This is a genomic window from Blautia pseudococcoides (assembly GCF_001689125.2).
GTDB lineage: Bacteria > Bacillota > Clostridia > Lachnospirales > Lachnospiraceae > Blautia > Blautia pseudococcoides.
In genome coordinates this window covers 3585180-3597500 of record NZ_CP015405.2, presented here as the reverse complement: position 1 = coordinate 3597500, position 12321 = coordinate 3585180, and the positions used below count along the sequence as shown (strand labels likewise).

Below are 12321 nucleotides of genomic sequence, written 5' to 3'. Positions count from 1 at the left end.
CTCTTTATATGAGGGACCGCGTACTTTTTGTAGAACGGTCCGGCGAGTTGTGCATACTGGCAAGGTTAAGCGTCCAAGACGCGGAGCCGTAGGGAAACCAAGTCTGAACAGGGCCAGAGTCAGTATGTGCAGACCCGAAACCGGGTGATCTATCCATGTCCAGGTTGAAGCTGCCGTAAGAGGTAGTGGAGGACCGAACGCACATCCGTTGAAAAGGGTGGCGATGAGGTGTGGATAGGGGAGAAATTCCAATCGAACCCGGAGATAGCTGGTTCTCCTCGAAATAGCTTTAGGGCTAGCCTCGGTATAGATTCATGGAGGTAGAGCACTGAATTTCCTAGGGGGCGTCAAAGCCTACCGAAGAATATCAAACTCCGAATGCCATCGAACCGATTACCGGGAGTCAGACTATACGAGATAAGTTGGATAGTCAAAAGGGAAAGAGCCCAGACCTCCAGCTAAGGTCCCAAAGTACGTGTTAAGTGGAAAAGGATGTGGGATCTCAAAGACAACCAGGATGTTGGCTCAGAAGCAGCCACACATTCAAAGAGTGCGTAATAGCTCACTGGTCGAGAGGTCCTGCGCCGAAAATGTCCGGGGCTGAAACACGACACCGAAGCTGAGGAATCACATAGTGATTGGTAGAGGAGCATTGCATGCGGGATGAAGCAGTACCGTAAGGAGCTGTGGACTGCATGGAAGAGAGAATGCCGGAATGAGTAGCGAGAACAAGGTGGGAATCCTTGTGGCCGAATATCTAAGGTTTCCAGGGTAAAGCTGATCTGCCCTGGGTAAGTCGGGGCCTAAGGCGAGGGCGAGAGCCGTAGCCGATGGACAACAGGTTGAGATTCCTGTACTGCGATATAACAGAACTGTGGGGACACGTGTGGAGAGCACATCCCGGGAATGGAATCCCGGGGCAAGCGAGGTAGGAGTCACATAGGAAAATCCGTGTGGCGATCCGAAGACGTGACGCGGACCGAACTAAAGTAGGGAAGTGTGTGAGCCATGCGTCAAGAAAAGCCGCTATTGTTTATACCGTACCCGTACCGTAAACCGACACAGGTGGATGAGGAGAGAATCCTAAGGCCGACGGAAGAAGCATTGCCAAGGAACTCGGCAAAATGACCCCGTAACTTCGGGAGAAGGGGTGCCAGGGAGACCTGGCCGCAGAGAATAGGCTCAAGCAACTGTTTAGCAAAAACACAGGTCTATGCGAAACCGAAAGGTGAGGTATATGGGCTGACGCCTGCCCGGTGCTGGAAGGTTAAGAGGAGATGTCAGGAGACGAAGCATTGAATTTAAGCCCCAGTAAACGGCGGCCGTAACTATAACGGTCCTAAGGTAGCGAAATTCCTTGTCGGGTAAGTTCCGACCCGCACGAAAGGCGTAATGATTTGAGCGCTGTCTCGGCAATGCATCCGGTGAAATTGAAGTACCAGTGAAGATGCTGGTTACCTGCGCCAGGACGGAAAGACCCCATGGAGCTTTACTCCAGTTTGGTACTGGGGTCCGGTATTGCATGTACAGGATAGGTGGGAGGCTGAGAAGGCATGACGCCAGTTGTGCCGGAGCCAATGTTGGGATACCACCCTTGCAGTATTGGGCTTCTAACCAGCCGCCGTGACCCGGCGGTGGGACAATGCCAGGCGGGGAGTTTGACTGGGGCGGTCGCCTCCGAAAGAGTATCGGAGGCGCCCAAAGGTTCCCTCAGAATGGTTGGAAACCATTCGCAGAGTGCAAAGGCAGAAGGGAGCTTGACTGCGACACCGACGGGTGGAGCAGGTACGAAAGTAGGGCTTAGTGATCCGGTGGTATTAAGTGGGAATGCCATCGCTCAACGGATAAAAGCTACCCTGGGGATAACAGGCTTATCACTCCCAAGAGTTCACATCGACGGAGTGGTTTGGCACCTCGATGTCGGCTCATCGCATCCTGGGGCTGTAGTAGGTCCCAAGGGTTGGGCTGTTCGCCCATTAAAGCGGTACGCGAGCTGGGTTCAGAACGTCGTGAGACAGTTCGGTCCCTATCCGGCGTGGGCGTAGGATATTTGAGAGGAGCTGTCCTTAGTACGAGAGGACCGGGATGGACGGGCCGCTGGTGTATCTGTTGCACTGCCAAGTGCATAGCAGAGTAGCCAAGCCTGGAAGGGATAAACGCTGAAGGCATCTAAGCGTGAAGCCCCCCTCAAGATGAGATATCCCATTCATAAAGAAGTAAGACCCCTTGAAGACGACGAGGTGGATAGGGCAGAGGTGGAAGTGCAGCAATGTATGGAGCTGACTGCTACTAATCGGTCGAGGGCTTGACCTAAGCACGAAAGTGCGAACGGCGGGTAAGAGAAAAGGTTTTTGTGTTTTGTATATGCGGTTTTGAAGGTACGGTGTATCAGTGTATCTATTCCTCCTTAGCTCAGTCGGTAGAGCATGCGGCTGTTAACCGCAGTGTCGTTGGTTCGAGTCCAACAGGGGGAGTTTTTTGGCTCCATGGTCAAGCGGTTAAGACACCGCCCTTTCACGGCGGTAACAGGGGTTCAAATCCCCTTGGAGTCATTCAACAAAGAATGAAACAATAAGTTAAACAGGTACGCCGATGTGGCTCAATTGGCAGAGCAGCTGATTTGTAATCAGCAGGTTATCGGTTCGAGTCCGATCATCGGCTTTATGGACCTTTAGCTCAGTTGGTTAGAGCAACCGGCTCATAACCGGTCGGTCCTGGGTTCGAGTCCCCGAAGGTCCATTTATTAGTTAAAGGTTACAATTTTATAGGTTTTGGCCCAGTGGCTCAGTTGGTTAGAGCGCCGCCCTGTCACGGCGGAGGTCGAGAGTTCGAGTCTCTTCTGGGTCGTTTTGCCGCAGTGGCGGAACTGGCAGACGCCCGGGACTTAAAATCCCGTGGGTAGTGATACCCGTACCGGTTCGATTCCGGTCTGCGGCATCGTATTAAGAGCGTAATTTACGCTCTTTTTTTCGTTATTAGCATAATCGAAAATAGAAGTAGGAGGAGTACCCAAGGTGCTTCTCCTATTTTGGTAGATAAAGAATTGTAAGAAATCCGTAAGGAATCTGTCAATTGTTTTGTAAGACAGAGAGGGTATTATAAATACAAGCTTTAAGGAGGAGGAAACATGAGCGAATGTATTCTAGTGGCAGATGATGACAGAGAGATCGTAAAGGCCATAGCTATTTTATTAGAAAGGGAAGGCTTTAAAGTTCTGCCAGCCTATGATGGACTGGAGGCATTGGACCTTCTTGCCCAGAACCAGATCCAGTTAATATTGATGGATGTCATGATGCCCCGCATGGATGGCTTATCCGCCATTATGAAAATACGAGAGAGAAAAAATATACCAATTATTGTACTGAGTGCTAAAAGTGAGGACACTGATAAGGTATTGGGACTTTCCATGGGAGCGGATGATTATGTGACTAAGCCATATAATTCACAGGAACTGGTTGCCAGAGTAAAAAGCCATCTCAGGCGTTATACCAGATTGGGTGATATCAATGCTGCGAGTGTCTCAAAGGAATTTAAGAGCGGCCGTCTTAGTTATCATGCGGAGGAACGGGTTCTGTATGCTGACGGGGAATTTGTGAGGCTGACTGCCACGGAGACAAAGATTGTGGATTTGTTCATGCGCAACCTGGGACGTGTATTTTCAGCGGAGGAGATTTACCGACGAGTCTGGGAGGAGGATGCTTTTGCCCCAGAGAATACAGTTATGGTGCATATCAGACGCATTCGCGAGAAAATGGAACTGAATCCAAAGGAGCCAGAATATTTAAAGGTGGTGTGGGGAATTGGATATAAAATCGAAAAAATGTAAAGTGATAGCAGCCTGGGCAGCGTTTTTCCTAAGTATTTGCCTGCTTGTGGAGAGTGGTGTGGCCGCCCTGAATTTGCTGATCGGAGATGGTCCCCGTGGAGTGAGTCCTAAAGACGCGTTTGCATCGGATTATGAGGACACAAAGGAATTTCGCAGATTTGTGACAGATTACCTGGATGCCTTTCTTTCCATGGCAACAGGCGGCCCGGTGAATTGGTATGGAAGGTATGGGGCGTATTCTAATGACACTTCATGGAATATTGGAGATATTGAGAATACAGTCACTGCTGCAGCCGAGGAAATTGCTGAACAGAGCTGGGACTACAGCGGGGATTACAGCGAGGATGACTGGGAGTATGCCGTATCTCCGAAACAAGTGCATGCGTCTATAAAAAATGATAAAAATCTGCTCTATGATATCCGGTATGACGGTAAGTCGGTGTATACCAATGATGATGAAGGCGTTTTGAAGAACGGAGAGAAAAAACTGCCTTCTGATTATAACTTTTATCTGTCCTTTGCAGATGGAAAAGCATCTGTATTTAAAGACCAAAAAGCTGTGGATGTGTATGGGGATAATCTATACCGGGATGACAGCAAGTGGCAGATCCCTGGGTACAAGAACTATACGGTAGATGATAAAACGAAGAAGGCCGAAGTACGCATGGCAGTCAGAAAAACACCGGTAAACTATGTGCAGGGAAACTATTCCGGCGGCTCGGGCAGTTATTATGGAACAAGCAGCCTTTATGATACGGTCAGAAATCTGAAACATGCCAAAAACGCCTATATAGCCCAAATTGTAAAAGTTATCGTTGGTCTCATACTGCTGGGGATTTACCTGGTTTTGAGAAAGTATAAAAAAGATGGTGACAGGGCCATAGCGGTTTGTACAGGCAAGGTCTGGATGGAATGTAAAGCCGGGCTGGTCATTCTGGTGATTGCAGGGGGCATTGCAGGGCTTAATAACTATATAGATATTTATTATGGATGGGGCTATTATGAGTATGCGGCAGAAGTTTTATATCCGATGATGTGTTCCCTGTTTGCAAATCCTATTTTGGTGCTGGTGTTTTTCTGGACCTTGTATCTGTTTGTGAATGATTACAGATACAACAATAAGAAACCAAGGAAATCGCTGGTCAAAGATATACAAAAACTTCTTCAGACCAGAAATATGGAATATCCTTTTCAAAAAAAAATGGTCCGTAAATTTTCCCCGGTGATGATAACCGGAATTATCTTATCCGTCATTGCAGCTCTTGCTTGTTTTATGATAGGGTATTACCTGTATGATGATGGCGGGAGTTTTGGAGTTGTATTGCTGCTTGTGGCTTTGGTAGTCCTTGTCATTGTACTTCTGGTGGGGATGATGAAACAGTATGCGTCCCATAACCAGGTGTTTGCAAGTGAGATTGGCCGGTTGGTTGATCAGATAACAAAAGTTCACGATGGCAACATGACAGACAAACTGAAAGTGCCGGAAGATTCTGACCTGTATGACGCTGTGCAGCAGTTAAATGACATTCAGAGCGGTATGGATACGGCACTGTCGGAAAGAATGAAAAGTGAGCGCATGAAGGTTGAGCTGGTGTCCAATGTATCGCATGATATTAAGACGCCCCTGACCTCCATTATCAGCTACGTGGATCTTATGAAGCAGGAAGAAAATCTTCCGGAGGATGTTAAGGATTATATACGCATTCTGGACATTAAGTCCCAGCGGCTGAAATCTATGGTGCAGGATGTTTTTGAAATCAGTAAAGCGGCATCCAGGCAGCTTCCTGTAGATCTGGAGGACCTGGATCTGGGCAAACTGCTCCGTCAGACCCTGGCTGACATGGAAGAACAGATTGAAGAGAGCTCCGTGACAGTCAAGGCACAGATCCCTGCGGATGCGGTGATGATCCATGCGGATGGCAGCCGTCTGTACCGAGTGTTCCAGAACCTGCTGCAGAATGCCCTGAAGTATTCACTGACCGGTTCCCGTGTGTTCATTACACTGAAAACAGACAGCAAAACAGCTAAAACCACTGTTAAAAATATCTCCCAGGACGAGATTCCTTCTGAGATTGACTTTACAGAACGTTTTGTCCGCGGAGACGAGAGCCGTACCGACGGCGGAAGCGGGTTGGGACTTTCCATTGCCAGAAGTTTTACGGAGGCATGCGGAGGTGTTTTCGGAATAGAAGTGGATGCGGATCTGTTTGTGGTCACGGTGGAATTTCCTATTCTTCAGGATTAGTACAATGAAAATGGATCACGGTTTTATTGTGGGAATTATAGAAGGGTTATTTAACTAACACGTTTGATATAATATAAAGGGTTGCTCTGTGGGTTCATAAATGTATGAGCCAACTGGGGCAATCCTTATTTTTTATATGCGCTGTACTTGAAAGCACACCTTCAGAATGCGTGTAAAATAAAGAAAAAAAGTTTGTGTTTTTTGTATACATACATAAAATAAGACATAAAAGTCCCGAAAAAAAGCCATTAAATAATGGATAAAAAAGGTCTAAAAACAAATTGCACGCAGAAAAATACATAAAAATCAAGAAGTTTCCCTATTTGTATGGCACGCGGCAGGCCAGAAATTGTTTGAAAAATAATTTCACAAATTAACGTGGTAGACAAGACAAAAAAATACAAAAAATCGTTAAAAAGTTGTTGTTAATTTCTTATCAATATGATATTCTAAATCAGTAGCACGAAATCAAATTCAACACCAAACCCCTAGAATCTGGGGCAATTGAGTAAAGATTCTTTAACGGAATCCTATATTCAGTAAGACGGAATTTGTAATTTCATATTTTTTTGAACTTTATTTGTTAAAAAAAAGACAATAACAACAGCCCATATGGAAGGGGAAAGGAGCAAGCATGAGTAGTAAAATTACTGTCATCGGAGCCGGAAGCGTTGGCTCAACGATTGCTTACACATTATCAAACGGGGATATCGCATCAGAGATTGTATTGATTGATATCAACAAGGAAAAAGTTGCAGGGGAAGTAATGGATATTGCGCAGGGAACCTGTTTCCGCGATCCCATTAATATTGTTGCAGGCGAATACGGGGATGCTAAGGATTCCGATATCGTAATTATCACATCAGGAATTGCCCGCAAACCGGGTCAGACAAGAATTGAGCTGACACAGACCAATGTAAATATTTTAAAGAGCATCACACCGGAAATCGTAAAAGCTGCACCGAATGCTCTATACATCATCGTAAGCAATCCTGTTGACATTATGACTTATGTGTTTACAAAGATTTCAGGACTGCCGGAGAATCAGATTATCGGTTCCGGAACAATTCTGGATACTGCGCGTCTCCGCTGCGGACTCTCTGAACACTTTAAAGTTGCTCAGAAGAATATCCACGCTTATGTATTTGGTGAGCACGGTGACACTTCCTTCATTCCCTGGACAGGCGCATATATATCAGGTGTAAGCCTTGATGAGTATTACGAGCTGGCTAAGAACCTTGGCAAGGATGTAGAAGAGCTTGACAAGGAAGAAATGCTGACTTATGTTCAGAAGTCCGGCGGCAAGGTAATTGCAAACAAAGGAGCTACCTTCTACGCAGTATCTGCAGCAGTATGTAAGCTGTGCGGAATCCTGCTGGCATCTTCTGACTCCATCGCAACCGTTTCCTCTATGATGCACGGTGAATACGGCATTGAGGATGTCTGCGTGAGCACACTGACTTTGGTTGGGCCCAATGGTATCCAGGGTAAAGTGCCGATGCGCATGAATAAAGAAGAGATTGCAAAACTTCAGGCAAGTGCCAACGCACTGAAAGAAGTTATCAAACAGATAGAACTGTAGAAACAGGAAAACTGTTCAGTATCCTCTGGCCCGCCAAGCAGCAGCTATGAGGGTACTGTTCCGTTTCCGGGATTATTAGGAGGAACTATGAAGTACAGTTATTATCCGGGGTGTACCCTGAAGACAAAAGCAGTGGAACTGGATGCTTATGCCAGAGCTTCTGCAAGGGCACTGGGATTTGAACTGGAAGAAATTGAAAACTGGCAGTGCTGCGGCGGCGTTTATCCGCTGGGTACTGATGAGATCGCCACAAAACTTTCTTCCGTCCGTGCTCTCAACGAGGCCAAAGAAAAAGGCCAGGATCTGGTAACACTCTGTTCTGCCTGTCATCATGTGATCAAACGTGTCAACCATGATATGAAGAATGTAGATGACATCCGCACCAGAGCCAATAATTATATGCAGCTTGAGGAACCCTATGCAGGTGAGACGACAGTGATCCATTTTCTGGAGGTACTCCGTGACCGCATAGGTTTCGACACGTTAAAGGAGAAAGTAACCGCTCCGCTTACCGGGAAAAAGATAGGGGCTTATTACGGATGTCTGCTCCTTCGTCCTAGCAGGCTTCTGGAATTTGATGATCCGGAGAATCCTGCCATCATTGAGGATTTCATCCGGGCCATTGGAGCAGAACCGGTGATCTATCCATACAGAAATGAGTGCTGCGGCGGATACATATCCCTGAAAGAAAAAGAGATGTCAAAAACCATGTCTGACAAGATCATGGAAAGCGCATCCGGTTTTGGAGCAGATATGCTGATCACCGCCTGTCCATTATGCCGGTATAACTTGAATAAGAGCACAAACAGCAGCAAACTTCCTGTATTTTATTTTACAGAGCTCCTGGCAGAAGCTCTGGGTGTGAAAGAGGAGGTGGCAAAAGCATGAATACTCCAAAGAAACAGGCTGAAATGATAAAGGAGATCAGCGGCGTCAATCCGCTGAAATGTATGAAATGCGGCAAGTGTTCTGCGTCTTGTCCATCCTACAATGAAATGGATATCAAACCTCATCAGTTTGTATCTTACGTGCAGAATGAAGACATTGAGTCTCTGGTAAATGCAAAATCCCTCTGGAAATGCCTTTCCTGTTTTGCGTGTGTGGAGCGCTGCCCAAGGGACGTGAAGCCTGGTAAACTTATTGACGCGGCAAGACAGCTGGTTGTCCGTGAAAAGGGCGGGGATTATCTGACGGCTGACGAGATCCCTGAGCTTTTGGACCCGGAACTTCCCCAGCAGCTTTTAGTCAGTGCAAGCAGAAGATACAGGAGGTGAGGTTAAGTGCAGAGAATAGGTGTATTCGTCTGTCATTGCGGCAGCAACATTGCCGCCACGGTAGATGTTAAAAAAGTAGTGGAAATGGCTAAAATGGAGCCGGGAGTTGTCCATGCGGAAGACTATCAGTATATGTGTTCCGAGGCGGGACAGTCCAAGATCGCAGAGGCCATAAAAAATGAGAAGCTTACAGGACTTGTAGTATGTTCCTGTTCACCGCGTATGCATGAGACCACTTTCCGGAAAGCAGCGGAGAGAGCCGGCCTGAATCCATACATGGTGGAGGTTGCCAATATCCGTGAACATTGTTCCTGGATCCATAAAGACATGGGGGAGGCCACCAAGAAGGCGGTCATCCTTGCGAGAGCGGCAATCGCCAAAGTAAACTTAAATGCATCCCTGAAGCCGGGAGAGAGCCTTGTGACCAAACGTGCACTGGTGATCGGCGGGGGTATTGCAGGTATCCAGACGGCGCTGGATATTGCAGAGGCCGGATATGAAGTGGATATTGTGGAGAAGACCCCAAGTATCGGAGGAAGGATGTCACAGCTTGACAAGACATTCCCCACCCTTGACTGTTCCGCATGTATCCTGACACCAAAGATGGTGGAAGCATCTGCCCATGAGAAGATCAACATTTATACATACAGTGAAGTGGAAAAGGTTTCAGGTTTTGTGGGTGATTTTGCTGTGGTTATCCGCAAGAAAGCCAGAAGCGTAGATATGGATAAGTGTACAGGCTGCGGTGTCTGCCAGGAGAAATGTCCTTCCAAGAAAAATTCAAATGAATTTAACAGAGGGCTTAACACAAGAAGCGCCATCTACACACCATTTGCCCAGGCTATCCCCAATGTTCCGGTGATCGACCGGGAGAACTGTATCAAGTTCAAAACAGGAAAATGTGGTGTCTGTGCCAAGGTATGCCAGGCAGGTGCCATTGATTATGAGCAGAAGGATGAGATTGTTACAGAGAAGTACGGTGCCATTGTAGTTGCCACCGGTTTTGATACCATCAAACTGGACAATTACGATGAGTATGCATACAACCAGAGCAAGGACGTTATCACATCCCTGGAGCTGGAGCGTATCATGAACGCAGCAGGACCGACCAAAGGCCATCTGGAGCGTATGTCTGACGGAAAAGCCCCCAAGAATATGGTGTTCATCCAATGTGTGGGCAGCCGCTGCGCAGACAAGCGGGGAAAGAGCTACTGTTCTAAGATCTGCTGTATGTATACAGCAAAACATGCCATGCTGATCCGCGACAAGTATCCGGATGTGAACGTGTCTGTATTTTATATTGATGTCCGAACCCCGGGTAAAAACTTTGATGAGTTCTACAGAAGAGCCGTGGAGGAATACGGTGTGAACTACATCAAAGGCCAGGTGGGTAAAGTCGCTCCCCAGCCAAACGGACAGTTACTCGTACAGGGCGTTGACCTCATTGATAACAAGCAGATCCTCATGGAAGCAGATATGGTGGTCCTGGCTACAGCCATTGAGCCGGATCCGTCTGTAAGGAAAATTGCGACTATGCTCACAGCCAGCATTGACACCAATAACTTCCTGACAGAAGCTCATCCCAAGCTCCGTCCGGTGGAATCCCCCACGGCAGGTATTTTCCTGTCAGGCGTATGCCAGGGACCAAAGGATATTCCGGAGACCGTTTCACAGGCAGGTGCTGCAGCGGTGAAAGCTATTGGACTCCTTGCAAAAGATAAACTGATGACCAACCCATGTACAGCCAAATCCGATGAACTTCTCTGCAACGGATGTTCCACCTGTGCAAATGTGTGTCCTTACGGTGCCATCACCTATGAGGAGAAAGAGGTGAATGACCACGGTATCCGCGAGACACGCCGCATTGCAGTCGTGAACAATGCACTGTGTCAGGGATGCGGAGCCTGCACAGTTGCCTGCCCATCAGGAGCCATGGACTTACAGGGATTCTCCAACAGACAGATCATAGCGGAGGTGGATGCAATATGTCGATAGAAGCAAAAGAAGAATTCAGACCTAAAATTGTGGCATTCTGCTGTAACTGGTGCAGTTATGCAGGCGCGGACCTGGCCGGCAGCAGCCGTCTGGCCTACCCTGCAGATGTTAAGATCATCCGCGTGCCATGTTCCTGCCGTGTAAATCCCATGTTTATTCTGCGGGCATTTGAGAAAGGTGCAGACGGGGTGATCCTCTGCGGATGTCATCCGGGAGACTGTCACTACAGTACAGGAAACTACTATGCCAGAAGGCGTATGACACTTTTATTCTCCATGCTGGATTATATCGGTGTGGAAAACGGACGTACCCGTGTGGAATGGGTGTCCGCAGCGGAGGGTGTAAAATTCTCCACCACCATGAACGAGTTTGTGGAAAAAGTCCGCTCTCTGGGCAGGAATGTAAGATTGGAGGATTTGAGATGCAGGAGCTGATAAACCGTGCAAAAGAGCTGTTAGCGGACGGTACCGTGGCCCGTGTCCTCGGCTGGAAAGCGGGAGACCTGCCTTATGATCCGGAACCGGCTTATTTTGAAAAAGAAGAAGACCTGGAGAATTTCGTGTACAACGGATTCTGCGGAGCCAATTTAAGCAAATATATGATAGAGGCCTCCAAACTGGAGGGTAAAACTTTAGTCTGCCTGAAACCCTGTGACACGTACAGCTTTAACCAGCTTATCAAGGAGCATAGGGTAGACAGGGAAAAAGCCTATATTATGGGCGTTGGCTGCAAAGGCAAGCTGGATATTGAAAAGATCAGGAGCATGGGGATCAAGGGGATCGAAAGTATTTCCGGGGCCAAGATCACAGACGAAGCAGACATACTTACGATCCGGACCCTCTACGGAGAGAAAACATGTTCCTATGCAGATGCCATGCTGGAGAGATGCCATGTGTGCAAAGGCAAAGAGCATAAGATTTATGATGAATTGATCGGAGAATCCAAAGAGACAAAGGACGCAGAGCGTTTTGACGGTGTTGCCGCCATTGAGGCTATGAGCCCGGAGGAGAAATTCGCTTTTTTCCAGAAAGAGTTAAGCAAATGTATACGCTGCAATGCCTGCAGAAACGTATGTCCTGCATGCAGCTGCAGAAAATGTGTATTTGACAGCAACAAGTTTGACAGCTCCCAGAAGGCCAATGTGGATTCCTTTGAGGAGAAGATGTTCCATATCATCCGCGCGTTCCATGTGGCAGGACGCTGCACAGACTGCGGAGAATGCAGCCGTGTATGTCCTCAGGGAATTCCGCTCCATCTGTTTAACCGGAAATTTATCAAGGATATTGATGAATTCTACGGAGAATATCAGGCCGGCGAAGATACAGATTCTAAAGGGCCGCTGACAAACTTTACATTTGATGACGTAGAGCCAGACATTGTGGCAGAAAGGGGATAATGT

The 12321-nt window shown here is 47.5% G+C and carries 8 protein-coding genes, 6 tRNA genes and 1 rRNA gene (1 of these 15 cut by a window edge); all 15 read left to right on the top strand.

What is annotated here, in order from left to right:
- Positions 1–2313 (top strand): 23S ribosomal RNA (locus A4V09_RS17010); it begins 571 nt to the left of the window's first position.
- Positions 2314–2401: 88 nt separating this feature from the next.
- A tRNA-Asn gene (locus A4V09_RS17005) sits at positions 2402–2474 on the top strand.
- Between the two features lie 6 nt (positions 2475–2480).
- A tRNA-Glu gene (locus A4V09_RS17000) sits at positions 2481–2552 on the top strand.
- A gap of 36 nt (positions 2553–2588) precedes the next feature.
- Positions 2589–2661: transfer RNA gene (locus A4V09_RS16995), tRNA-Thr, on the top strand.
- Between the two features lie 4 nt (positions 2662–2665).
- Positions 2666–2739 (top strand) — tRNA-Ile (locus A4V09_RS16990).
- A 34-nt stretch (positions 2740–2773) separates the two neighbouring features.
- A tRNA-Asp gene (locus A4V09_RS16985) sits at positions 2774–2847 on the top strand.
- Positions 2848–2851: 4 nt separating this feature from the next.
- Positions 2852–2937, top strand: a tRNA-Leu gene (locus A4V09_RS16980).
- Between the two features lie 190 nt (positions 2938–3127).
- Positions 3128–3826 carry a response regulator transcription factor gene (locus A4V09_RS16975; protein WP_065543388.1) on the top strand — a complete coding sequence of 233 codons (699 nt, stop codon included), beginning with the start codon at positions 3128–3130 and terminating at the stop codon, positions 3824–3826.
- Positions 3801–6071: a sensor histidine kinase gene (locus A4V09_RS16970; RefSeq protein WP_065543387.1), complete on the top strand. Its 2271-nt coding sequence runs from the start codon at positions 3801–3803 to the stop codon at positions 6069–6071. The genes A4V09_RS16975 and A4V09_RS16970 overlap by 26 nt, the downstream gene beginning before the upstream one ends.
- A 634-nt stretch (positions 6072–6705) precedes the next feature.
- The gene (locus A4V09_RS16965; protein WP_065543386.1) at positions 6706–7653 is read left to right on the top strand and encodes an L-lactate dehydrogenase; all 948 of its coding nucleotides are present in this window, start codon (positions 6706–6708) and stop codon (positions 7651–7653) included.
- Between the two features lie 87 nt (positions 7654–7740).
- Entirely contained in the window at positions 7741–8541 is an 801-nt protein-coding gene (locus tag A4V09_RS16960) for a CoB--CoM heterodisulfide reductase iron-sulfur subunit B family protein (RefSeq protein ID WP_065543385.1), read from the top strand.
- Positions 8538–8927, top strand: coding sequence for a 4Fe-4S dicluster domain-containing protein (locus tag A4V09_RS16955; RefSeq protein WP_065543384.1), 390 nt, complete (start codon positions 8538–8540; stop codon positions 8925–8927). The genes A4V09_RS16960 and A4V09_RS16955 overlap by 4 nt, the downstream gene beginning before the upstream one ends.
- Positions 8928–8933: 6 nt before the next feature.
- Complete coding sequence (locus A4V09_RS16950) at positions 8934–10922, top strand: CoB--CoM heterodisulfide reductase iron-sulfur subunit A family protein (RefSeq protein ID WP_065543383.1); 1989 nt, start codon at positions 8934–8936, stop codon at positions 10920–10922.
- Positions 10913–11356: a hydrogenase iron-sulfur subunit gene (locus A4V09_RS16945; protein WP_065543382.1), complete on the top strand. Its 444-nt coding sequence runs from the start codon at positions 10913–10915 to the stop codon at positions 11354–11356. Before A4V09_RS16950 ends, A4V09_RS16945 begins: the two co-directional genes overlap by 10 nt.
- Positions 11344–12318, top strand: coding sequence for a 4Fe-4S dicluster domain-containing protein (locus A4V09_RS16940; RefSeq protein WP_065543381.1), 975 nt, complete (start codon positions 11344–11346; stop codon positions 12316–12318). The genes A4V09_RS16945 and A4V09_RS16940 overlap by 13 nt, the downstream gene beginning before the upstream one ends.
- The last annotated feature ends 3 nt before the right edge of the window (positions 12319–12321 follow it).